Raw genomic sequence first — 22,342 nt, 5'->3', positions numbered from 1 at the left:
TCATGTCCGTCGCCAAGACCAACGCCACCACCGCCGCGAGCGTGAAGAAGCCCGGCAAGGGCGCCGCCGCGGCCAACTGGGCCGACGAGCGCCTCGGCCTCGCCGGCATGGCCAAGAAGAACCTGCGCAAGGTCTTCCCCGACCACTGGTCGTTCATGCTGGGCGAGATCGCCCTGTGGAGCTTCGTCGTCCTGCTGCTCACGGGTGTCTTCCTGACCCTGTGGTTCCGGCCGAGCATGGCCGAGGTCGAGTACATGGGCAGCTACGACCAGCTGCGCGGTCTGCACATGTCGGAGGCCTTCGCCTCGAGCCTGGACATCTCCTTCGACGTCCGTGGCGGTCTGCTCATGCGGCAGATGCACCACTGGGCGGCCACGCTCTTCGTGGCATCGATGATGATCCACCTGCTGCGCGTGTTCTTCACGGGTGCACACCGCAAGCCGCGTGAGCTCAACTGGGTGATCGGCTGCCTGCTGCTGCTCCTCGGCACACTCGAGGGATTCACCGGCTACTCGCTTCCCGACGACCTGCTCTCGGGCACCGGCGTTCGAGCAGCCGACGGCTTCATGAAGTCGGCCCCCGTGGTCGGCACCTACATGTCGTTCTTCCTGTTCGGTGGCGAGTTCCCGGGTGACTCGATCATCCCGCGCCTCTACATCGTCCACGTGCTGCTGATCCCCGGGCTGCTGCTGGCCCTGATCGCGGCTCACATGCTGCTGCTCGTCTACCACAAGCACACCCAGTGGCCCGGCCCCGGCCGGACCGAGCAGAACGTCGTCGGCTTCCCCATGCTGCCCGTCTACATGGCCAAGGCCGGTGGGTTCTTCTTCATCGTGTTCGGCGTCATCGCCGTCATGGGTGCCACCACGACCATCAACGCGGTCTGGAAGTACGGCCCCTACGACCCGTCCAAGGTGACCGCTGGCTCCCAGCCCGACTGGTACATGGGCTGGCCCGACGGTGCGCTGCGGATCATGCCCGGCTGGGAGTCGGAGTTCCTCGGCGTCACGCTGAGCTGGAACGTCTTCCTGCCGATCCTGGTCCTGCCGCCGCTGATGCTGATCATCCTGATCCTGCTGCCGTTCCTGGAGGCGTGGATCACCGGTGACAAGCGCGAGCACCACCTGCTCCAGCGCCCGCGCAACGCTCCGACCCGCACCGCGGTGATGGTCGCGCTGATGACCTTCTACGGCCTGATGTGGGCCGCGGGCGGCAACGACATCATCGCGATCACCATGGACCTGAGCATCAACCAGATCACCTACTTCATGCGGGTGATGGTCTTCCTGGGTCCGGTCATCGCGTTCATGATCACGCGCCGCTGGTGCATCTCGCTGCAGCGCAAGGATGAGCAGGACCTCCTGCACGGCTACGAGACCGGCATCATCATGCGGTCTCCGGAGGGCAGCTACTCCGAGCGTCACCTGCCGCTCGACGAGACGCGCAGCTACACGATGACCGCCCGCGACCGCGACGAGGTCTACGTGCCCGGCGCGACCGTGGACGCCAACGGCGTCGCCGCTCCCCCGAAGCGCTTCGACGGCCTGCGTGGACGCCTGTCCAAGCTGATGTACGCCGACAACGTGCAGAAGCCCACCCGGGCCGAGCTCGAGGCGGCGCACCACCACGCCGAGCACGAGCACGAGCTCGAGGCGGCCTACGACGACCACGTCGTCGACGGCCACCAGTTCGACGGCCGCCACGCGGTCGAGGGCGAAGAGCTCCGCAAGCACTGACACAGCGCACGACACGAAGGGCCCGGACGCACAGCGTCGGGGCCCTTCGCGCGTCACCAACCACGCGACCCGGCGCCAGTTCAACGCTGACCCGGCAGAAGATCACGCTGACCCGTCGCTAGCTATCCACAGGCGTACGGCGAGGTATGGCGGGCGCCGCGCGCATGGCGGATTCTCCTGCCATGACCTCGTCGACCGTCCACCCCGGTGTCTTGCCCCCAGAGCTGACAGTGGGGGCCTTCAGCACCAATCAAGCCCTCGCTGCCGGACTGCGCCGCAAGGCCCTCGGGGAGCTGGAGAGCGCCGGCGAGCTCGTCCACCCCATGCGTGGGGTCTACCACTGGGCCCACCTGACCGACGACCTCCAGCTGCGGGTCGACTGCCTGCGCCTCGTCGTACCGCCCGACGCGGTCATCACGGACCGCACCGCCGCCTGGCTCCATGGCGCCCCTCGCGTGCTCGCACCCAATGACCACATCGTGCCGCCGGCGGTGAGCGTCTTCTGCCCTCCCGGACGACGACTGCGAAACGGCCTCGTGATCAGTGGCGAGCGTCGCCTGCTGGCCACCGATGTGCAGCACGTGCACGACCTGCGGGTCACGACTCCACTGCGCACGGCCTGCGACCTGGGACGGCTCCTTCATCCTGATCAGGCCTTGGCGGCCATGGACGCGCTCTGCCGGCTCGCTGTGTTCACCGTCGGTGACCTGTGCCGTGAGGCGCAGCGCTGCAAGGGCTTTCGCGGCGCCGTGCAGCTCCGGGCGCTCGCGCCGCAGGTCGACCCCCGCTCGGAGTCGCCCGGCGAAGGTGCCTCCCGCAGGCGCTGGCTCGCGGCGGGCCTCCCCCGTCCCGTCCTTCAGCATCCGGTCCCGGCCCCCGGCGGAGGGAGCTACTACCTCGATATGGCGCTCCCCCGCCTCCGCTTCGCGGCGGAGTACGACGGGGAGGAGTTCCACGGGCCGGAGCAGCGGGAGCACGATGAGCGCCGCCGGGCCTGGCTCCGCGACGCACAGGGCTGGGTCGTCATCGTCCTGCGGCGCGACAACGTCTTCGGCCAGCACCAGGACGCCGACATCCTGCTCCGCCGCGCCTATCGCGATCTCCTGGAGCGCAGGGGCTGAAGAAGTTCTGCCGGGTCAGCGTGATCTTCCGCCGGGTCGGCGTGATCTTCTGCCGGCTGAGCGTAATCTTCTGACGGGTCAGCTGAGGGCGGAGCCTTGCTTGTACTCGTTGAAGGGCAGGTTCCAGTCGCCGTAGCCGTTCTCCAGAGTCATCTGGCGCTCCGTCCCGGTGACCTCGACGACGTCGCCGCGCCTTGTCATGCCGTAGACCCAGGCGGCGTCGGAGGTGCTCATGCCGACGCAACCGTGGCTGACGTTGGCGGCGCCCTGGGAGCCGGCCGACCACGGGGCCGCGTGCAGGAACTCGCCGGAGTAGGTGACCCGCAGGGCATACTCCACGTTCGCGATGTTGTAGTACTCCGGGTCGCTCTCCGAGATGCCGGTGGTCGCGGCGTCCATCCGCTTCGAGCGGTGCTTCTCGATGATCACCTTGGTCCCCGAGCGGGTCTCGAAGCCGGCCTTGCCCGCGCTGATCGGGATCGTGCGGGCGAGCTTGCCGTTGATGAGCGTGCGCATCTGGTGGCGGGCCACGTCGATCTTGTGCACCACGGAGTCACCCACCGTGAAGGCGACCCTGCGGCTCTCTTGACCGTAGATGCCGTTGCCGGCGGAGACGCTGTTCACGTCGGCGTCGACAGTGACCTCGGTGCCGGGCTTCCAGTAGGCCTTGGGACGCCAGTGGACCTCGTTGTCACTGATCCAGTGCCAGGCGCCGGCCTGCTGCGGTGAGCTCGTCACGCTCAGGTGCTTCTCGATGGAGGCCTTGTCGCTGACGGCCACGTCGAAGCTCACGATCACAGGCATCCCGACGCCGACCTCCTCGCCGGCGAGCGGCGCGACGGAGGGGTAGGTCTGCTCGTCCAGAGTCAGGTCGACCGTCCGGAACCGGGAGCGAGATCGCTCGGTGGAGCCGTCACCGCTCTCCGCGACCGTGCGCGCGACGTACTGCGTGCCCGGCTCCAGGAGCTCGGTCGCCGTCCAGCTGCTGCCGTCCTCCGACAGCGTGCCCGAGACCTCGTCACCACCACCGCTCACCGCCACTGAGCGAAGGGTGCCGCCCTCGGCCTCGACGCGCACGACGTGGTCGACCGGCACCGCCTTCGGGCGCTTGCCCAGATCGGCGGTCACCTCGACCGGTCCCGAGCTGCCCGCGACCGGTGACGAGTCCCCCTCCGGTGCCTCGGACTCGGACCCGGTGCAGGCCGCCAGGCTGAGGCTGAGCACCCCTGCCAGCGCGATCGCCAGCCCCGAGCGGGTGCGACGTGCGACGGTGACGGTGTCGGGACGGACCCGAGCGTGAGACATGTGTTCCCCCCGTGGAGCGTGCAGTGCGAGGCCCAGCCTAACGACCCCGCTGGAACGACGACGGCCTCGTCCACACCCGCAGCGGGTGAGGACGAGGCCGTGGCCAGCGGGGACGCTCAGTGAGCGTGCTCCCCGCGGTAGTACTCGAAGACCCAGCCGGCCAGCGCGATCATGCCGAAGCCGGCGCCGATGATGGCGAGCCACCACCCGACCGCGACACCGAGGGTCAGCACGGAGAACGCCAGGGCGCACCACAGCGGCCACCAGGAGTACGGCGGGAAGAAGCCGAGCTCGCCGGCACCTTCCGCGATCTCGCCGTCCTTGCGGTCCTCCGGACGGGGCTCCATCCGAGCGGCGTGGAAGCCCAGGTAGAGCGTCACCATGGCCACCAGTCCGAAGCACATGGCCAGGGCCGAGGTGCCGGTCCAGTCCGAGGTGATGAACCAGTAGGCGGGCGCCACCAGGGCGAAGAAGATCGTCGTGATCCCGAAGATCCAGGTTTCGGCCTTCATCAGCTGTTCTCCTCCGTGCCGCGCTCGATGCGCTCCTGCAGCATCTCCTCACGGCCCTCCACCTCGGGGGTGTCGGACGGAGTGCTGGTGCCCTCGGCGGCGTTGGTCCGCAGCTCCAGGACAGCGATCTCCGGGTGGTGGAGGTCGAAGGCCGGGGACTCCGAGCGGATCCGCGGAAGGGTGTGGAAGTTGTGCCGCGGCGGGGGCGAGCTCGTGGCCCACTCCAGCGACCGGCCCCAGCCCCATGGGTCGTCCACGCCGACCAGAGGTGCGTTGCGCGAGACGTAGACGTTGTAGAAGAACGGCAGCATCGAGAGGCTGAGCAGGAAGGCTCCGACCGTCGACACCTGGTTGAGCGTCGTGAAGCCGTCCTCGGGCAGGTAGTCGGCGTAGCGACGGGGCATGCCCTCGACGCCGAGCCAGTGCTGCACCAGGAAGGTCAGGTGGAAGCCGATGAACAGCAGCCAGAAGTGGATCTTGCCGAGTCGCTCGTCGAGCATCCGGCCGTTGAACTTCGGCCACCAGAAGTAGAAGCCGGCGAACATCGCGAACACCACGGTGCCGAAGACCACGTAGTGGAAGTGCGCCACCACGAAGTAGGAGTCCGAGACGTGGAAGTCCAGCGGGGGCGAGGCCAGGATGACACCGGTCAGACCACCGAAGAGGAAGGTCGTGAGGAAGCCGATCGTCCAGAGCATCGGCGTGTCGAGCGAGATGGATCCGCCCCACATCGTCCCGATCCAGTTGAAGAACTTCACTCCTGTGGGCACCGCGATCAGGAACGTCATGCCGGAGAAGAACGGCAGGTCCACCGCACCGGTGACGAACATGTGGTGCGCCCAGACCGCGACCGAGAGGATCGCGATGGCGAGCGTGGCGCCGACCAGGCCGACGTAGCCGAAGATCGGCTTGCGGCTGAAGACCGGCAGGATCTCGCTCGCGATCCCGAAGAACGGCAGCGCGATGATGTAGACCTCGGGGTGACCGAAGAACCAGAACAGGTGCTGCCACAGGATCGGCCCGCCGTGTACGGCGTCGAAGACGTGGGCGCCGAGCATTCGGTCGGCCTCGAGCATCAGCAGCGCGCCACCGAGGATCGGGAAGGCCATCAGGACGAGCATGCTCGTGATGAGCGTGTTCCAGGTGAAGATCGACATCCGGAACATCGTCATGCCGGGCGCGCGCATGCAGATGATCGTGGTGATGAAGTTGACCGCACCCAGAATCGTGCCGACACCGGCCATGTAGAGGCCCATGATCCACAGGTCACCGCCGATGCCGGGCGAGCGCACGGCGTCGGAGAGCGGCGTGTAGGCGAACCAGCCGAAGCTGGCCGCGCCCTGCGGCGTGAGGAACCCGGCCGCGGCGATCAGGCCGCCGAACAGGTAGAGCCAGTAGCTGAACATGTTCAGCCGCGGGAACGCCACGTCGGGCGCGCCGATCTGGATCGGCATGATCACGTTGGCGAAGCCGAAGAACAGCGGCGTCGCGAACAGCAGCAGCATGATCGTGCCGTGCATGGTGAACATCTGGTTGTAGAGCTCTTCGTTGACGACCTGCTGGCCGGGGAACGCGAGCTCGGAGCGGATGACCAGGGCCATCAGCCCGCCCAGGAGGAACCAGAACACGGACGTGACGAGGTACATCTTGCCGATCAGCTTGTGATCGGTGGTCGTCATCAGCGTGACGGCGTGCTGGCCCAGGGTCTTGCGACCGCCGGCCGTCGCGGTGTGGACGGCCGGGTTAGCTGTGGCGGTCACTCGTGACCTCCCTCTGCGTCAGTGTCGGTGTCCAGGCCAGCCTGCGTCCGCATGTCGGCGCCGCCCAGCAGCGGCTCGTCGGAGACCTCGCCGGTCTCCTCGAGCTCTGCGAGGTAGTCCTCGTACTCCTCGGGCGACACGACATCGACGTTGAAGAGCATCCGGGCGTGGTAGACGCCGCACAGCTCGGCGCACTTGCCGACGAAGGTGCCCTGCTTGGTGGGGGTGACCTGGAAGTGGTTGATGCGTCCGGGGACGACGTCCATCTTCATCAGGAAGCCGGGCACCCAGAAGGAGTGGATGACGTCCGGGGAGTGCAGGTTGAACTGGACGGTCTCACCCTCGGGCAGAACCAGGGTGGGGATCTCGGAGCCGGTGCCGACGACGGCGGCGTACTCGTCGTAGCGGGGCTCGCCCTCCTCGGCGTCGAAGTCCGGCTCGCCGAGGCCGTGGTTGAAGGTCCACGACCACTGCTGGCCGACGATCTCGATCGTCCGGTCAGGCTCGTCGACCTCGTCGAGCACCTCGTTCTGGACCGTCACGGTCCAGTAGAAGAACACGACGACCATCAGGATCGGGGCGATCGTGTAGAAGATCTCCAGGGGCAGGTTGTAGCGCGTCTGCACGGGGATCTCGTCGTCGTGACGTCGGCGGTAGCGCCCGATGACCCAGAAGATCAGGCCCCAGACGATGACGCCGGTGACCATGGCGGCGAGCCAGGCGTACTGCCACAGGTCGTAGATGGCAGGCGCGGTTTCGGTGATCGGCTCTGGCATGGCCAGACGACCGATCTGGTCCTTGTCCTCGGTCGAGCATGCGCCGACCAGCAGGAGACTTGAACCCAGCGCGGCGCCGAGCGCAAGCCGCTTCACCGACCTGGTCGCGCGCTTGGGGAGCTGCAGACCCACGAACGAGCCTCTCTCTCAACGATCACGGATAGGCGGAACCTTAGCCGAAGTGCACCGGAGTTGACTCGGTGGGGACCCGCTACGGTCAGGTCTGTGACTTTTGCCTCTGGCGCCCAGGCCCAAGAGCCCTCCGCGCCGGGCCGCGGGCCCACGTCGTACCTCGACTCCGCGTCGGCGGAGCCGCTGCATCCCGCCGCTCGTGAGGTCCTGCTCGCCGCGCTCGATCAGGGGTACGCCGACCCGCGTCGACTGCACGGTCCCGCACGGACCGCGCGGCTGCTGCTGGACAACGCCCGCGAGGTCGTGGCCGCGTGCCTGGGGACGCGCCCCGACGAGGTCACGTTCACGGCATCGGGCACCGATGCGGTCCACCGGGGCCTGCTCGGTCTGCACCGCGGGCGGGCTCGCGTCGGCCCCACGGTGCTCCACTCCGCGGTGGAGCACTCGTCGGTCCTGCACGCCGCCCGGTGGGCGGACGCACCGACGGTGTCGGTGCCCGTGAGCCGGACCGGGGTGGTCGACGTGGAGCGGCTGCTGGAGGGGGCGCGCCACTCCCCCACGCCCGTCGCGGTGGCCGCGCTCCAGTCGGCCAACCACGAGGTCGGGACGCTCCAGCCCGTCACCTCGGTGGCCGAGGCCCTGGGCGACGTCCCCCTCTTCGTCGACGCCTGCGCCTCGACTGGGCGGCTGCCGCTGCCGCCGGGGTGGGCTGCCGCGGCCGCCTCCGCGCACAAGTGGGGCGGCCCACCCGGGGTCGGCGTCCTCCTGGTCCGCAAGGGCGCGCGGTGGCGCAACCCCTTCCCGGGCGACGACCGCGTCGATGAGCGCTCGTCGGGCTTCGAGAACGTCCCCGCCGCGCTCGCCGCCGCCGCCGCGCTTCAGGCCATGGTCGCCGAGCGCGAGGCCCTGGCCTCGCGCCAGCATGCGCTGGTGGCCCGGGTCCGGGAGACGGTGGCCTCGATCCCGGACGTGGAGGTGGTCGGCGAGCCGGAGGCACGGCTGCCCCACCTGGTGACGTTCTCCTGCCTGTACGTCGACGGCGAGGCGCTGGTCCTCGAGCTGGACCGGCGGGGCTTCGGCATCGCCAGCGGCTCGGCCTGCACGTCGTCGACGCTGGCCCCCAGCCACGTGCTCGAGGCGATGGGGGTGCTCACCCACGGCAACGTCAGGCTCTCGGTCGGACGGGAGACCCCCCAGGCGGAGATCGAGGCGTTCCTCGCCGCACTGCCGGACGTCGTGGCGCGGCTGCGCGCTCAGGTGGGCCTGTGAACGCGGACGATCAGCTGGCGTCGACGCTCAGGGGCGGAAGGTCTTGAGGTGTGGCTCGAAGTCGGCGACGGCGTCGGCCCCGTAGGTGTCGTGGCAGCGCTTGAGGAACGCGCTGCGCGAGAGCGTGTACTCCTGGGTGCCGACCTGCTCCACCACGTAGACCGCGAGCAGGCACCCCAGCTGGCCGGCGCGCTCGGCCCCGAGCCCCCACGACAGGGCGGCGAGGTAGCCCGCCCGGAAGGCGTCGCCCACCCCGGTCGGCTCGACCTTCTCGATCTCGGGGACCGCGGAGACCGTGATCGACTCCTCGCCCTCCCTGTCGATGCGCACCCCCGCGGGGCCGAGCGTGACGACCCAGGTGCCCACCCGGGAGAGCACGTCCTCGCGGCTCCAGCCGGTCTTCTGGGTGATCAGCGAGGCCTCGTACTCGTTGGAGAAGAGGATGTCGGCGCCGTCGATGAGCGGACGGATCATCTCGCCGTCACCGAAGGCCAGCTGCTGGGAGGGGTCGGCGACGAACCGGTAGCCGCGCTGACGGCACTCCTCGGTGTGGCGCAGCATGCCCTCGGGGTCGTTGGGGCCGATCAGCACGAAGTCGGGCGCACCCACCCGGTCGGCGATCGGCTTCAGCTCGATCTCACGGGCCTCGCTCATCGCCCCGGCATAGAAGGAGGCGATCTGGGCCATCGAGGCGTCGTTGGTGCACACGAAGCGGGCGGTGTGGCGGGTCTCGGAGACGTGCACGGCCTTGCAGTCCACGTTGTGCCGCTCGAGCCACGCGCGATAGTCGACGAAGTCCTCGCCGACCGCGCCGACGAGCACCGGCTCGATGCCGAGGTTGCCGAGGCCGAAGCAGATGTTGGCCGCGCACCCTCCGCGCCGTACCTCCAGGTCCTCCACCAGGAACGACACCGAGAGCTTGTCGAGCTGGTCCACGACCAGGGAGTCGGAGAAGCGTCCGGGGAAGGACATCAGGTGGTCGGTGGCGATCGATCCGGTGATGAGCAGCGACATGGTCGGGAACACTACCCGTCGGTACCGCTGGGAGTACCCCGCAGTAGCCCCTAGCGTCGAAGGCATGACCCCCGAGACGACTCCCGCGACCCCCGCCACCGGCCGCTCCGCTCGCCTGGCCTACGACGACTTCGAGTCCCCCGACGAGCTGTACGGCGCCTGCCGCGCCGCCCGCGACAACCTGCACGTGGGCCCGCGCCTCGAGCAGGCCGCCCGGGCCGCCGTCGCGCCGGCACCGAGCCTGCACTACGCCGACTTCCCCCGCGAGGTCGCCAAGCGCGACATCCGGATCAGCGACGCCACCGCCCGGCTGGCGGGCGCGCTGCACCTGCACCTCGACTGAGAGCTCCACGCTCTTCTCTCGGGAAATGCCACGAGGCCCCCCGCCGATACGCTCGGCGGGGGGCCTCGTGGTGTTGCGGCTCACCCCGTGCGGGGTGAGCCGCTGAGACTCAGTGGAACGAGTCGCCGCAGGCGCAGGAGCCGGTGGCGTTGGGGTTGTCGATCGTGAAGCCCTGCTTCTCGATGGTGTCGACGAAGTCGATCGTCGCGCCGTTGAGGTAGGGGACGCTCATCCGGTCGACGACGACGCTCACGCCGTCGAAGTCGGTGGTCACGTCGCCATCGAGCGTGCGCTCGTCGAAGAAGAGCTGGTAGCGCAGACCCGAGCAGCCGCCGGGCTGCACGGAGATGCGCAGGGCGAGGTCATCGCGACCCTCCTGCTCGAGGAGGCTCTTCACCTTGCTCGACGCGACCGAGCTCAGGTTGATCTGGTCAAGGCGGCGCTCTTCGGTGGTCTCGACCTGCTCGGTCATGTTCGCTCCCTGAAAGTCTGGCTGGGAAAAATTCGGGTGTCCGACCGATGTGTGCTGATGCGGCCGGGTCTTACCGTTCCCAATGGTCGCACATCGACGGTTATTCCCCACCACGTCGACAGGAGTGATCGCCCTCAGCGCGGAGATCGCGGCGACCACGACCGGGCGACCCGCGCCGCCAGGTCCGCGAGAGCGGTGCGCGGCTGTCCGAGAGCCGCCTCCTCCCCCACGAGATCGACCACGGAGTAGGCCGATTCCACGCCCAGGGCGCGCATCTCCCGCGAGCCGACCATGACCCTTCCCGCGAGCGCGATGCACGGCCGCAGCGTCTCGGCGGCGATCTCCGCGACGCCGTAGGGCACCTTGCCCGATCGGCTCGAGAAGTCGAAGGCTCCCTCCCCCGTCACCACCAGGTCCGCGGCCCGGGCCCGCTCGGCCAGACCGACGGCGTCCGCCACCCAGGCGATCCCCGGCGTACGACGAGCGCCCAGCGCCAGCAGCGCGAAGCCCAGCCCGCCGGCCGCGCCCGCCCCCTTCTCCAGGGAGAGCCGGCGGTCGACGGCGACCGCGAACCGCTCGAGCAGGGCGTCCACGTCCGCGATCCGGTCCTCGGCCACGCCCTTCTGCGGCCCGAACGTCTTGGTGGCACCGAAGAGGCCGGTCAGCGGGCTGTCCACGTCGCTCGCCACGACGACCTCGATGCCGGCCAGCCGCGTCCGGGGCTCGTCGAGGTCGATGGTCGTGATGCCGTCCAGTCCGAGCGCACCCGCGTCGAGGGCCACGTCGGCGCTCGCCCCCAGCGCGGCGAGCAGGCCGGCGCCGCCGTCGTTGGTGCCGCTGCCCCCGAGGCCGACGACGACGCGCCGCGCGCCGCCCGCCACGGCGTGGGCGACCAGCTCTCCCACGCCGTACGTCGTGGCGCGCTCGGCCGCTCCGGGCCGCCCCGGTCCGCCGGTCAGGTGGAGCCCGCAGGCCTGTGCGCTCTCGACGTACGCCGTGTCGTCGACGAGCAGCACGGCCGCGGGCACCGGCTCGCCCAGCGGCCCGCGCACGGTGTGCGCGAGCAGCCGACCGCCCAGGGCGACGTGGAGCACGTCGACGAAGCCGGGTCCCCCGTCGGCCATCGGGGCCAGGTCGAGCTCGTCGTCGGGGGCATGCCGGCGCCAGCCCTCCGCGATGGCCTCAGCCGCCTCGACCGCGGTGAGGGTGCCGGCGAACTTGTCAGGTGCGATCAGGACGCGCATAGGCCCATCCTCGCCGCACCGCTCAGCCGGCGGCGCGGCGGTACTGGCGCACGGACAGCGGCACGAACACCAGGAGGATCAGCAGCACCCAGGCCAGCGTGTAGAGCACGGGGTGCTGCATGGACCACACGTCGGGCACCGGGACGGCGTCGCTGGTGTTGCCGAACAGCTCGCGCACCGCCTGGGTCACCGCGGAGACCGGGTTCCACTCCACGAACGTGCGCAGGCCGGACGGGAAGCTCTCGAGCGGGACGAACGCGTTGGAGACGAACGTCAGCGGCATGATCACGATGAAGGACGCGTTGTTGATCACCTCGACGCTCGGCACGAGCAGCCCGACCAGGGCCATCACCCAGCTGAACGCGTAGGCGAAGAGCAGCAGCAGCGCGAAGCCGGCGACCGCGTCGAGGACCGAGCCACGCACGCGCCAGCCGACCAGCAGCCCGGTCAGCGCCATGATGATGATCGAGAGCAGGTTGTAGACGATGTCGGAGAAGGTCCGCCCCACCAGCACCGCGGCCTCCGACATCGGCAGGGAGCGGAACCGGTCGATGATCCCCTTCTGCATGTCCTCGGCCAGGCCCGCTCCGGTGAACGTGGCGCCGAAGACCACGGTCTGGGCGAAGATCCCGCCGATCAGGAACTCGCGGTAGTTCACGCCGCCACCCGGGTCGATGGCGCCCCCGAAGACGTAGGCGAACATCACCACGAACATGATCGGCGAGATCAGCACGAAGACCAGGACCTCGGGGACGCGCTTGATCTTGATCAGGTTGCGCTTGGCGATCACCCAGGAGTCGCTGGCCAGACGGGTCGGCCCACTCATGACGCCGCTCATGCGGGCTCCTCCTGGTCGGTCTTGTCGGCCGCGTGCCCGGTCAGCGCGAGGAAGACGTCGTCGAGCGTGGGACGGCGCAGGCCGATGTCGAGCACGCCGATCTGCTCGGCGTCCAGCAGCCGCAGCAGCTCCATCAGCGCCTGGGCCCCACCCGTGACGGGCGCGGTCAGCTCGCGGTCGGTCTCCCCGCCGCGCACCTCGGCCCCGGAGACCCGGGCCAGGGCCCGCCGCGCCGCGTCGACCTGGTCCCGGTGGGCCACCGAGAGCTCGATCTGCTCGCCCCCGATCTCGCGCTTGAGCTCGTCGGCCGTGCCGCGCGCGATCGCCCGACCGTGGTCGATCACCACGATGGAGTCGGCGAGGCGGTCCGCCTCCTCGAGGTACTGCGTGGTGAGCAGCAGGGTGCTCCCGTGGGACACCAGCTCACGGATGACGTCCCACATCTGCATCCGGCTGCGCGGGTCGAGCCCTGTCGTCGGCTCGTCGAGGACGAGGACCCGCGGCTCGGCCACCAGGGCGCCGGCGAGGTCGAGCCGGCGACGCATGCCGCCGGAGTAGGTCTTGGACGGGCGGTCCCCCGCGTCGGCCAGGTCGAAGCGCTCCAGGAGCTCGCGGGCGCGGGTGCGGGACCGGACCCGCCCCAGGCCGTAGAGGCGACCGACCATCTCGAGGTTCTCGTAGCCCGTCAGGTGCTCGTCGACCGCGGCGTACTGACCCGAGAGGCCGATCCGGGCGCGCACGCCACGAGGGTCGCGGGCCACGTCGACGCCGGCGACCTCGGCGCTGCCCGCGTCCGCACGCAGCAGCGTGGTCAGGATGCGTACGGCGGTCGTCTTGCCCGCGCCGTTCGGTCCCAGGAGGCCCAGCACCGTGCCCTCCGGCACCACCAGGTCGAGGCCGTCGAGCGCCACCACCTCGCCGTACCGCTTGACCAGCCCGGTCGCCCGGATCATGTCGCTCCCGCGGGCCGTGTCGTTCACACCGGCTAGCCTCGCACGGGTGAGTGCGTTGCTTCGACCCCTTTTGCCGGCGGACGTGCCGGAGGTCGAGCGGATCTCCGCCGAGGGGTTCCACGAGCTGGAGAGCCGCACCCACCAGCGCGACTGGCCCGACCCGCATCGCCGCTCCCCCGACCGGGCCGCCGCCTGGATCGCCCGCACCACGCACCTGGCGACGACCGACCCCGGAGGGTGCTGGGTCGCCGAGGAGGACGGCGAGATCGTCGGCTTCGCGGTCTCCTACGTCCGCGAGCTGATGTGGCTGCTCGCGTCGTACGGCGTGCGGCCGGGGCTGCAGGGTCGCGGTGTCGGCCGGGTGCTGCTCGAGGCGGCCCTGCACCACGGGCGGGGCTGCCTGCGCGGGATGCTCGCCGCCTCGGCCGACCCACGGGCCGCCCGCAGATACCGACTGGCCGGCTTCGGGCTGCACCCGCAGATGTTCCTCACCGGCGTGGTCGACCGCTCCGCGCTGCCGCTCGTCGAACGGGTCCGGGAGGGCAGCCCGTCCGACTTCGAGCTGATGGACTCCGTCGACCGGCGCACCCGTGGCGCGGCGCACCTGGGCGACCACGAGCTGCTGGCCCGCTCCTTCCGGCTGCTGGTGGCCGATCGCACGACCGGGTCCGGCTATGCCTACGTCGACGGCGACGGGTCACCGCAGCTGCTGGCGGCCACCAATCGGCGCACGGCCGCCGATCTGCTCTGGGAGGCGCTGGCCTCGACGCCGCCGGGGGCATGTGTCGACGTGCGCCACGTGACCGCCGCGAACCCGTGGGCGATCGACGTCGGGCTGGCTGCTCGCCTGTCGCTGCACCAGAGCGGATACCTCGCGCTGCGGGGCATGGCCCCGCCCGCACCGTACCTCCACCACGGCTCGCTGCTCTGAACCGCAGGGCACGGGACTAGAATCACGCCGCATGACCACCGTTGACCTCCCGCTCCTGCCGCTCGGCAGGGGCCAGGACCTGAGCGCCGAGCGCGGCGTCGAGTGCCCCGGCGACCTTCCTCCCGCCTCCGACCCCACGCTGGTGGCACGGGCACGCGCCGCGAAGGACGCACTCGGCGAGCGGGTCTTCGTGCTCGGGCACCACTACCAGCGTGACGAGGTCATCCAGTTCGCCGACGTCACCGGCGACTCGTTCAAGCTGGCCCGGGAGGCTGCGGCCCGCCCCGAGGCGGAGTACATCGTCTTCTGCGGCGTGCACTTCATGGCGGAGTCAGCCGACATCCTCACCGGCCCCGCCCAGAAGGTGGTCCTCCCCGACCTGGCCGCCGGCTGCTCGATGGCCGACATGGCCCGCCTCGCGCAGGTCGAGGACGCCTGGGACGCGCTCACCGACGCCGGCATCGCCGACGTGGTCGTGCCGGTGACCTACATGAACTCCTCCGCCGACATCAAGGCCTTCTGCGGGCGCAACGGCGGGGCTGTGTGCACCTCCTCCAACGCGGATGTCGCCCTGGAGTGGGCCTACGCCCAGAAGGGCGCCGACACCAAGGTCCTCTTCCTGCCCGACCAGCACCTGGGCCGCAACACGGCCGTGCTGAAGATGGGCCTCGAGCTCGGCGACTGCGTCGTGTGGGACCCGCACCGCCCGGGCGGCGGGCTCACCCGCGAGCAGCTGCAGGCGGCCAAGATGATCCTGTGGAAGGGCCACTGCTCGGTGCACGGGCGATTCAGCCCGGCCGTCGTCGACGAGCTGCGCGCGAAGGACCCGTCGATCAACATCCTGGTGCACCCGGAGTGCACCCACGAGGTGGTCCTCAAGGCCGACCTCGTGGGGTCGACGGAGTTCATCATCAACACCATCGAGGCCGCGGAGCCCGGCAGCAGCTGGGCGATCGGCACCGAGCTGAACCTCGTCAAGCGGCTGGCCGATGCCCACCCCGACAAGAGCATCGCGTTCCTCGACCGCACCGTCTGCTACTGCTCGACGATGAACCGGATCGACCTGCCGCACCTGGTCTGGGCGCTGGAGTCGCTGGTGGCCGGCACGGTGGTCAACCAGATCGAGGTCGACGACGAGACCGAGCGGTGGGCGCTGGTGGCGCTGGAGCGGATGCTCGCTCTTCCCGGCCGGACGGCCGCTCAGGAGCAGGGCCGGACGGCCGCTCAGGAGCAGGGCCGGACGGCCGCCGGTGCCTGAGTCCCTGCCGCCGTGCCCGCGGTGCTCGTCGGAGTACACCTACGAGATGGGCGCCCTGCTCGTCTGCCCGGAGTGCGCCCACGAGTGGTCGCCGCAGGATGAGGCCGACGTGACTGCCGCGAGCCTGATCAAGGACGCCCACGGCACGGTGCTCGCCGACGGGGACAGCGTCACGGTGATCAAGGACCTCAAGGTCAAGGGCTCCTCGCTCGTGGTCAAGGTGGGCACCCGGGTCAAGGGGATCCGGCTCGTCCAGGGCGTCGGCGACCACGACATCGAGTGCAAGATCGACGGGGTCGGCCCGATGCAGCTCAAGTCGTCGGTGGTCCGCAAGGGCTAGGTGCTCGGCCCCGCGGCGGGCTCCACCGGCAGCAGCACCCACGCGGTCGTGCCGCCGCCGGGCGTCTCGCCGAGGCCGAGCGAGCCCCCGTGGGCGTGGGCCACCCGGCGACAGCTGGCGAGCCCGATCCCCGACCCGGCCACCCGCTTGTCGAGGCGGACGAAGGGCTCGAGGACGCGCTCGCGCTCCTCGGGGCGGATCCCGATGCCGTGATCGATGACCTCGACCCGCCACCAGGCGCCGTCACGGCGTCCGGTCAGCTCGATGTGCGAGGACTCGCCGGGGCGAGCGAACTTCACGGCGTTGGCGACGAGGTTCTGCAGGAGCATCCGCAGCTGCACCCGGTCACCCGGCACCGTAGGGAGGTCACCGACCTCGAAGGAGGCCCCCGACAGCGCCGGTGCGAGGTCGGCTCGGACCTCGTCGACCAGGTCCGAGAGCGCCACGTCCGCGGTGGTGAGACTTCCGCCGAGGGTCGCGAAGGACAACAGCTCGCCGACCAGGGCCTGCATCCGCTCGGTCCCACTCATGGCACGGTCGGTCAGCCACAGGAGGTCGCTGTCGTCGCCGACCTGCTCGACGATCTCGTCCCGGAGCAGCTGCAGCGACATCCCCATCGCGGTCAACGGGTTGCGCAGGTCGTGGGAGACCTGGCCCGCGAAGGCAGCCAGCTGCTCGTTGGACCGCTCGAGCTCCGCCTGCGCCTCCCGGAGCTCGCTGACCGTGGACGCCAGATCACGGGTGCGCAGCTCGAGCTCCAGGAGCTCCACCACGCGCTCGGCCAGCGACGCCAGGAGCTCGCGCTGCCGGACGTCCAGCTCGCGGGGCACCACGTCGAAGGCACACAGGGTGCCGATGACGACCCCGCTCGGGGTGACGAGCTGGTGGGCGGCGTAGAAGCGCACCTGGGCGATCTCCCCGCACACGAAAGGGTTGTCGCGGAAGCGCTCGTCGGCGCTGGCATCGGCGAGGATCACCGGTCCCTCAGCGCGCAGCGTCACGGCGCACATGGAGTCGTCGCGGCGGCACACCTCGGCGTCGAAGCCGTAGGCCGCGGCCTGACGCTGCTCGGTGTCGGTGATCAGGTTGATCGCCGCCATCGGGACCTCGCACAGGTGCGCCGCCAGCTCGACCAGAGCCTGGAGCTCCCGCCGAGGGGCATCCTCGAGCACCCGGTAGCGCTCGATCTCCCGGGTCCGGCGCAGACCGTCGGGGTCGGGCCCGGGAGCGCGCCTCCGGTCAGCAGCACTCACAGTCCGGGTGCCCCCCACAGCGCCATCCACCGGCTCAGGTCCTGCTCCATGGGCAGCTCCCCGCTGAGCACGTCGCGCAGCTGCCGCTCGAGAAGGTTGTCCCGCTGCTCGCCGGGGCGGGGCGCGAAGGGATAGAAGCTGCCCTGCTTGTAGAGGTAGACGAGCCCGATCTTGCGGCCGGAGGCGTCGGCGAACGGCACCACGGAGCACAGCAGCCCGGTGCCGAAACCCTGCGCCTCCAGGGTGGTGTTGACCGCGTGCAGGTCCGTGCAGAGACCGGCGGTGTCGCTGGGGTCACGGTGCACGACCAGCCAGGTGAACCCGAACGAGTCCTCGCTCAGCTCCACGTCGGGGGCCTGGGGATCGCCGTTGAGCAGGGCGACGACGTCGGCCTGGGTCTGGGCGAAGGCAGCCCCGCCGGCCGCGCGGAAGCAGACCGTCCCGATGCCGGTGGGTCGCAGCCCGACCGCGCTCTCCAGGGTCAGTGCCGCGTTGGGCACGGCGAAGAGCGCGTCGAGGTTGGCGCGCTTGGGCTGGCTGCGCCCGGTGATGACATCCCAGAACCCCATGGTCCGGCGACTCCTTCTCAGATGCCTGCTCTTGGATGCCCGGACTCAGATGCCCGGTCGGCCGAGCTCGGCCTGGATCCGGGCGAGCTGGTCGAGCCGCTGCTCCAGCGACGGGTGGGTGGAGGTCAGCGTCCGCAGCGACACCCCGCTCACGGCCGGCGCGATGAAGAAGGCATTCATCGCGGCCGAGCTGCGCAGGTCGCGCTGGGGGATGGTGTTGATCTCGCCGGTGATCTTCTGCAGGGCCGAGGCCAGGGCGGCCGGCTTCATGGTGAGGTAGGCCCCGGCCCGGTCGGCGCTGAGCTCGCGGTAGCGCGAGAGGATCCGCAGCAGCACGAAGCTCACCGCGTAGACGACCAGGCTGACCACGAGTGCGATCAGGAAGGCGGGCGCACCGCCGTTGTTGTCGCGGCTGTGGCCCCTGCTCATCGCGAACCCGCCGTACTGGGCACCCCGGGTGAGCATGCCGGCCACGATTCCCGCAGAGGACGCGACCGTCATCACCAGGACGTCGCGGTGGGCGACGTGCGAGAGCTCGTGGGCGAGGACCGCCTCGAGCTCCTCCGCGTCGAGGGTGCGCAGGATGCCGGTGGTCACGCACACCACCGACCGGCTCGGGGACCGGCCGGTGGCGAACGCGTTCGGCACGGCCAGGTCCGCCACGCCGACCCGCGGCTTGGGCATGTCGGCCAGAGCGCAGAGCCGGTCGATCATGCCGTGCAGCTCGGGAGCCTCCTGCGGGGAGACCTCGCGGGCACGCATCGCCCGCATCGCGACCTTGTCGGAGCTCCACCACTGATAGAACGCGATCCCGATCCCGATCAGCCCGATCAGCGGGGCATAGCCCGGCCCCACCGCATAGATCAGACCGACGACCAGCCCGACGAACAGCGCGCCGAGCAGGAACATGACCAGCGTCATCCGCGCGGTCAGTCCGGGGTCCTTGATGAAGCGGGAGCGAGCCAACGTGTCAGCCCGGGATCAGACCGTCGCCGGTGAGCAGGGCGCGGACGTCGTCGATGCTGGCGTCGGAGGGCGGCAGGATCAGGTCGGACTCGTCGAGCGCATCGGCCGGGTGGGCCGTCCCGACCCGGCGGACGCCGTCGAGGAGCGCGGCGAAGACCTCGCTGAAGCTCGCCACGTCACCGGCCTCGACCGCGGCCTCCACCGCGTCGTCGAGCTCGTTGAGCTGATCGACGCTCTCGTCGGCCACGTCGAACTGGCCCTCTCCCATGATGCGGACGATCACGCCTGACCCTCCTGCTTGCGACCCTCGACACCGAGGATGTCGCCACCCTCGATGGCCTGGGGGGAGCTGCCGCCCTTGAGGCGCGCGAGCTCGGCCTCGACATCGGCCTGCGAGCTCATCGACTCGAGCTCCCGAGCGATGTCGTCGCCGGCACCGACGGAGGTGACGTCGTCGAGCGCACCCGACGAGATGAGCTCGTCGATCGCACCGGCGCGGGCCTGCATCTGGGCCGTCTTGTCCTCGGCGCGCTGGATCGCCATGCCCACGTCGCCCATCTCCTCGCCGATCCCGGAGACCGCCTCGTTGATGCGGGTCTGGGCCTCGGCGGCGGTGTAGGTCGCCTTGATCGTCTCCTTGCGGGTGCGGAAGGACTCGACCTTGGCCTGCAGCCGCTGCTGGGCGAGGGTGAGCTTCTCCTCCTCCCCCTGCAGCTGGGCGTGCTGCGCCTTGAGGTCGTTGATCTGGTTCGTCAGGGCCGACTTGCGGGTGAGCGCCTCGCGGGCAAGGTCCTCGCGCCCCATGGCGATCGACTTCTCGGCCTGGTCCTGGAGCTTGGTGGACTGCTGGACGAGCTGGTTGACCTGCAGCTCGACCCGCTTGCGGCTCGTCGCGACGTCGGCGACGCCGCGTCGTACCTTCGTCAGCAGCTCGAGCTGACGCTGGTAGCTGTAGTCCAGCGTCTCGCGCGGATCCTCAGCGCGATCGAGCGCGGTGTTGGCCTTGGATCGGAAGATCAGGCTGATGCGCTTCATGAGACTCATGGGGATGCGGCCCCTCCTGGGTACTGTCGCCGTCGGTGGTGTCCGTTCACCCTATAGTCTGGCCCCCACACTCCTCGCTCACGAAGGCAGCACCCGTTGTTCCGTCGCAGCAAGACCGAGACCCACGTCGTCTCCACCACCACTCCGGATCTGGTCAAGCGGGACGGCAAGGGACGCCCCACCCCGACCCGGCGCGAGGCCGAGGCCGCGGCCCGTGCCCGCGCCAAGACGCCGCGCACCCGCAAGGAGATGGCGAAGGCGCAGCGCGGCTCTCGGGCGGAGTCCAGCCAGAAGATGCGCGCCGCCATGAAGACCGGGGACGAGCGCTATCTGCCTCCTCGTGACAAGGGTCCGGTCAAGCGCTTCATCCGCGACTTCGTCGACACCCGCTTCTCGTTCACCGAGCTGGTGCTCCCGCTGCTGCTCGTGACGATGTTCCTGGGCTACTCCGGCAACCCGCGACTGGCCGGCATCGGCAACACGATGATGTTCGGCGTCTTCGCCGTGGTGCTGATCGACGTCGTCTGGCTGCGACTGCGCCTGCGCCGTGAGCTGGGCCGCCGATTCCCCGAGGAGCCGCTCAAGGGCACCACCTACTACGCGCTGATCCGGGCCCTGCAGATGAGGTTCCTGCGCCTGCCCAAGCCGCAGGTGAAGATCGGCCAGGAGCTGCCCGAGCACTACCGGTGATCGACCGGTGATCGCGCCGTGATCGCGGGCCTGGCGGCCGGGCTGGCCGCGGCCCTGCTCTTCGGGGCCAGCGCAGTGCTGCAGGCGCACGCCGTACGACGTCTGCCGGGCGGCCGGGATCTCGCCCACTTCGTCCTGGCGGCGGTGCGCAACGGCTGGCTGATGGTGGTCGTGGCCGCCTACCTGCTGGGCTTCCTGCTGCACGCCGTGTCGATCTGGCTGTTGCCCCTCTATCTGGCGCAGGCGACGATCTCCATGTCCATGCCGGTCACCGCGCTCCTCTCCGCCCTGGTGCTGCGCGAGACCGTCGGGGTGCGTCGCTGGGTGGCGATCGCCGCGGTCACCGGCGGGCTGGTGCTGCTGGCGGCCGGCAGCGGCGCTGTCGGCGCCCTGCACACCTCGGGATGGTTCGCCCTCGCCCTGTGGGCCGTGGCCCTCGCCGTGGGGGTCCTGGGGCTGCTCCTGCGGGAGGCCTCGGGAGCGACGCTGGGGTGGCTGGCGGGGCTGGCCTACTCGGGCTCCGCGGTCGCCGTCCGCGGGGTCGACCTGGCGCTCACTCCCGCCACGGTCGCGTCCGCCCTCGCCGTACCGGTCTTCGGGCTGCTCGGCTTCTGGCTCTACTCCCTCGGCCTCGAGCGCGCGATCGTCTCGTCGTCGACGGCGCCGATGATCGTCGCGCAGACCTTCGTCCCCGCCCTGCTCGGCCTGTGGCTGCTCGGCGACGCGGTGCGCGACGGATGGGCCGTGGCCGTGCTCACCGGCCTGGTCCTGGCGACCGTCGGGGCGATCCGGGTCGGCCGGGCCTCCCCGGGCGACGGTGCCCCGTCGGACAGCTCCGGCGGCAGTGCCAAGATGGCGTCATGAGCACTCCCCCTCCCAGCTCGACCGGCGGCTCCCCAGCGAGCAGCGCGGGCCCGGACGTCTCCGTGCGGGTCGCGTGGTCCGACGACGCCGACGCGGTGGCCGCGGTGCAGCTGCGCGCCTGGCGCACGTCGTACGACGGGCTGCTCCCGGCCGAGCTGCTCGCCACCGACCCGAGCACGGTCGCGGACGCGTGGCGGGCCTCGCTGACCAAGCCGGGCGACGCCCGCAACCGGGTCCTGGTCGCGCTGGAGCGCAACCGCGTCTGCGGCTTCGCGGTCACCGGCCCGACCGGCGACCCCGACGGCGACCCGATCGCGGACGGGGAGCTGCGGGAGTTCACCGTCGACCCCGAGGAGCGGGGCAAGGGGCATGGCTCCCGACTCCTGCAGGCTGCCGCCGACACGATGGTCGCCGACCGCTTCCAGCGCGCGCGGTTGTGGGTGCTGTCCACCGACGACGTGCTGCGCGGCTTCGTCACCGACGCCGGCTGGGCACCGGACGGGGCCCACCGCGAGCTGGACCTCGACGGCAGTGGAGCGACCGTCGTCCGCCAGGTGCGGCTGCACACCTCACTCATCTAGACCTCTTTGCTTTTCGGCGCCGACGCGCCACCATGGAGTGACCGGCGCCTCACGGTGCCGACCGGACCGCCGACCTCGGCGGACCGGATGTGCCAAGGGAGGCATTCCGTGCTCGGTCCGCTGCCGCACCTCTACCGCATCGCTCTCGTCGTCGCCGCCGTCACCGTCTTCCTGGCTGTCGGCGCCTGGGTAGCCCAGTTCACCCCGATCCCCTTGCTCGCCTCCGTGGGCGCGGGCGTCGGCGCCGCCGCCGGACTGGTGGCGGCCTACCTGCTCGTCCATGACTTCTCCCACCAGGGACACCGCAGCACCGCGCGCCACACCCCACGTCGTCGCTGATCCGCCACGAGGCCGACCCTTCGCCGAGCAAG

25 protein-coding genes are annotated in these 22,342 nt (G+C 70.4%); 11 read left to right on the top strand and 14 right to left on the bottom strand.

Annotated features, from left to right (window positions below; all coding sequences use genetic code 11):
* The first annotated feature begins 2 nt into the window (after window positions 1-2).
* Complete coding sequence (gene qcrB / locus ACYU7L_RS15355; protein WP_460798256.1) at window positions 3-1,736, top strand: cytochrome bc1 complex cytochrome b subunit; 1,734 nt, start codon at window positions 3-5, stop codon at window positions 1,734-1,736.
* A 182-nt stretch (window positions 1,737-1,918) separates the two neighbouring features.
* Window positions 1,919-2,857, top strand: coding sequence for a type IV toxin-antitoxin system AbiEi family antitoxin domain-containing protein (locus ACYU7L_RS15350; RefSeq protein ID WP_460798254.1), 939 nt, complete (start codon window positions 1,919-1,921; stop codon window positions 2,855-2,857).
* Between the two features lie 78 nt (window positions 2,858-2,935).
* Here the strand turns inward: ACYU7L_RS15350 and ACYU7L_RS15345 are convergent, their stop codons facing one another.
* From ACYU7L_RS15345 to ctaC, 4 genes are all read right to left on the bottom strand, one after another.
* A complete protein-coding gene (locus ACYU7L_RS15345; protein ID WP_460798251.1) occupies window positions 2,936-4,162 on the bottom strand; it encodes a L,D-transpeptidase in 1,227 nt (408 codons plus the stop codon).
* 116 nt (window positions 4,163-4,278) lie between these two features.
* Entirely contained in the window at window positions 4,279-4,674 is a 396-nt protein-coding gene (locus tag ACYU7L_RS15340) for a cytochrome c oxidase subunit 4 (RefSeq protein WP_460798249.1), read from the bottom strand.
* Window positions 4,674-6,434 carry an aa3-type cytochrome oxidase subunit I gene (gene ctaD / locus ACYU7L_RS15335; RefSeq protein ID WP_460798247.1) on the bottom strand — a complete coding sequence of 587 codons (1,761 nt, stop codon included), beginning with the start codon at window positions 6,432-6,434 and terminating at the stop codon, window positions 4,674-4,676. The genes ACYU7L_RS15340 and ctaD overlap by 1 nt, the downstream gene beginning before the upstream one ends.
* Window positions 6,431-7,342 carry an aa3-type cytochrome oxidase subunit II gene (gene ctaC / locus ACYU7L_RS15330; RefSeq protein WP_460798245.1) on the bottom strand — a complete coding sequence of 304 codons (912 nt, stop codon included), beginning with the start codon at window positions 7,340-7,342 and terminating at the stop codon, window positions 6,431-6,433. The genes ctaD and ctaC overlap by 4 nt, the downstream gene beginning before the upstream one ends.
* A gap of 93 nt (window positions 7,343-7,435) precedes the next feature.
* On the opposite strand from ctaC, the gene ACYU7L_RS15325 reads away from it, so the two are divergent.
* Entirely contained in the window at window positions 7,436-8,611 is a 1,176-nt protein-coding gene (locus ACYU7L_RS15325; RefSeq protein WP_460798243.1) for a cysteine desulfurase family protein, read from the top strand.
* Window positions 8,612-8,638: 27 nt separating this feature from the next.
* On the opposite strand, the gene ACYU7L_RS15320 is transcribed toward ACYU7L_RS15325, so the two are convergent.
* A complete protein-coding gene (locus tag ACYU7L_RS15320; protein ID WP_460798241.1) occupies window positions 8,639-9,625 on the bottom strand; it encodes a carbohydrate kinase family protein in 987 nt (328 codons plus the stop codon).
* Window positions 9,626-9,689: 64 nt separating this feature from the next.
* On the opposite strand from ACYU7L_RS15320, the gene ACYU7L_RS15315 reads away from it, so the two are divergent.
* Complete coding sequence (locus tag ACYU7L_RS15315; RefSeq protein ID WP_460798239.1) at window positions 9,690-9,968, top strand: hypothetical protein; 279 nt, start codon at window positions 9,690-9,692, stop codon at window positions 9,966-9,968.
* A 109-nt stretch (window positions 9,969-10,077) separates the two neighbouring features.
* Here the strand turns inward: ACYU7L_RS15315 and erpA are convergent, their stop codons facing one another.
* The 4 genes from erpA to ACYU7L_RS15295 form a co-directional block, all read right to left on the bottom strand.
* Window positions 10,078-10,440, bottom strand: coding sequence for an iron-sulfur cluster insertion protein ErpA (gene erpA / locus ACYU7L_RS15310; RefSeq protein WP_460798237.1), 363 nt, complete (start codon window positions 10,438-10,440; stop codon window positions 10,078-10,080).
* A 134-nt stretch (window positions 10,441-10,574) separates the two neighbouring features.
* Window positions 10,575-11,684 carry a glycerate kinase family protein gene (locus ACYU7L_RS15305; RefSeq protein WP_460798234.1) on the bottom strand — a complete coding sequence of 370 codons (1,110 nt, stop codon included), beginning with the start codon at window positions 11,682-11,684 and terminating at the stop codon, window positions 10,575-10,577.
* A gap of 22 nt (window positions 11,685-11,706) precedes the next feature.
* Window positions 11,707-12,522, bottom strand: coding sequence for an ABC transporter permease (locus ACYU7L_RS15300; RefSeq protein WP_460798230.1), 816 nt, complete (start codon window positions 12,520-12,522; stop codon window positions 11,707-11,709).
* Window positions 12,519-13,502 (bottom strand): ATP-binding cassette domain-containing protein, encoded by a 984-nt coding sequence (locus ACYU7L_RS15295; RefSeq protein ID WP_460798226.1) that lies wholly within the window; start codon window positions 13,500-13,502, stop codon window positions 12,519-12,521. The genes ACYU7L_RS15300 and ACYU7L_RS15295 overlap by 4 nt, the downstream gene beginning before the upstream one ends.
* A 19-nt stretch (window positions 13,503-13,521) precedes the next feature.
* On the opposite strand from ACYU7L_RS15295, the gene ACYU7L_RS15290 reads away from it, so the two are divergent.
* The 3 genes from ACYU7L_RS15290 to ACYU7L_RS15280 are packed head-to-tail and all read left to right on the top strand — an operon-like array spanning window position 13,522 to window position 16,004.
* On the top strand, window positions 13,522-14,406 hold the full coding sequence (locus ACYU7L_RS15290) for a GNAT family N-acetyltransferase (protein WP_460798224.1): 885 nt from the start codon (window positions 13,522-13,524) through the stop codon (window positions 14,404-14,406).
* 31 nt (window positions 14,407-14,437) lie between these two features.
* The gene (gene nadA, locus ACYU7L_RS15285; RefSeq protein ID WP_460798221.1) at window positions 14,438-15,664 is read left to right on the top strand and encodes a quinolinate synthase NadA; all 1,227 of its coding nucleotides are present in this window, start codon (window positions 14,438-14,440) and stop codon (window positions 15,662-15,664) included.
* Window positions 15,657-16,004: a zinc ribbon domain-containing protein YjdM gene (locus ACYU7L_RS15280; RefSeq protein WP_460798219.1), complete on the top strand. Its 348-nt coding sequence runs from the start codon at window positions 15,657-15,659 to the stop codon at window positions 16,002-16,004. Before nadA ends, ACYU7L_RS15280 begins: the two co-directional genes overlap by 8 nt.
* Here ACYU7L_RS15280 and ACYU7L_RS15275 read toward each other — a convergent pair.
* Genes ACYU7L_RS15275 through ACYU7L_RS15255 form a run of 5 tightly spaced genes read right to left on the bottom strand, consistent with a single transcriptional unit; the run spans window position 16,001 to window position 19,836 of the window.
* Window positions 16,001-17,257, bottom strand: a complete 1,257-nt coding sequence (locus tag ACYU7L_RS15275; protein ID WP_460798217.1) for a sensor histidine kinase — start codon at window positions 17,255-17,257, stop codon at window positions 16,001-16,003. The two genes, ACYU7L_RS15280 and ACYU7L_RS15275, sit on opposite strands and share 4 nt — an antisense overlap.
* Window positions 17,254-17,826 (bottom strand): PspA-associated protein PspAB, encoded by a 573-nt coding sequence (gene pspAB / locus ACYU7L_RS15270; RefSeq protein ID WP_460798215.1) that lies wholly within the window; start codon window positions 17,824-17,826, stop codon window positions 17,254-17,256. The genes ACYU7L_RS15275 and pspAB overlap by 4 nt, the downstream gene beginning before the upstream one ends.
* A 45-nt stretch (window positions 17,827-17,871) precedes the next feature.
* Complete coding sequence (htpX, locus tag ACYU7L_RS15265) at window positions 17,872-18,792, bottom strand: zinc metalloprotease HtpX (protein WP_460798213.1); 921 nt, start codon at window positions 18,790-18,792, stop codon at window positions 17,872-17,874.
* Between the two features lie 4 nt (window positions 18,793-18,796).
* On the bottom strand, window positions 18,797-19,075 hold the full coding sequence (gene pspAA, locus ACYU7L_RS15260; protein ID WP_460798210.1) for a PspA-associated protein PspAA: 279 nt from the start codon (window positions 19,073-19,075) through the stop codon (window positions 18,797-18,799).
* Window positions 19,072-19,836, bottom strand: a complete 765-nt coding sequence (locus tag ACYU7L_RS15255; protein WP_460798207.1) for a PspA/IM30 family protein — start codon at window positions 19,834-19,836, stop codon at window positions 19,072-19,074. Before ACYU7L_RS15255 ends, pspAA begins: the two co-directional genes overlap by 4 nt.
* A gap of 96 nt (window positions 19,837-19,932) precedes the next feature.
* On the opposite strand from ACYU7L_RS15255, the gene ACYU7L_RS15250 reads away from it, so the two are divergent.
* The 4 genes from ACYU7L_RS15250 (at window position 19,933) to ACYU7L_RS15235 (ending at window position 22,310) form a co-directional block, all read left to right on the top strand.
* Window positions 19,933-20,526, top strand: a complete 594-nt coding sequence (locus ACYU7L_RS15250; protein WP_460798205.1) for a DUF3043 domain-containing protein — start codon at window positions 19,933-19,935, stop codon at window positions 20,524-20,526.
* Between the two features lie 18 nt (window positions 20,527-20,544).
* Window positions 20,545-21,390: a hypothetical protein gene (locus ACYU7L_RS15245; protein WP_460798203.1), complete on the top strand. Its 846-nt coding sequence runs from the start codon at window positions 20,545-20,547 to the stop codon at window positions 21,388-21,390.
* Window positions 21,387-21,971, top strand: a complete 585-nt coding sequence (locus tag ACYU7L_RS15240; RefSeq protein WP_460798201.1) for a GNAT family N-acetyltransferase — start codon at window positions 21,387-21,389, stop codon at window positions 21,969-21,971. The genes ACYU7L_RS15245 and ACYU7L_RS15240 overlap by 4 nt, the downstream gene beginning before the upstream one ends.
* Before the next feature lie 108 nt (window positions 21,972-22,079).
* On the top strand, window positions 22,080-22,310 hold the full coding sequence (locus ACYU7L_RS15235) for a hypothetical protein (RefSeq protein ID WP_460798199.1): 231 nt from the start codon (window positions 22,080-22,082) through the stop codon (window positions 22,308-22,310).
* Window positions 22,311-22,342: the final 32 nt, after the last annotated feature.

Source organism: Nocardioides pacificus (genome assembly GCF_054775955.1).
The sequence above is the reverse complement of the archived record's forward strand: the minus strand, read 5'-3'. Positions and strand labels throughout refer to the sequence as shown.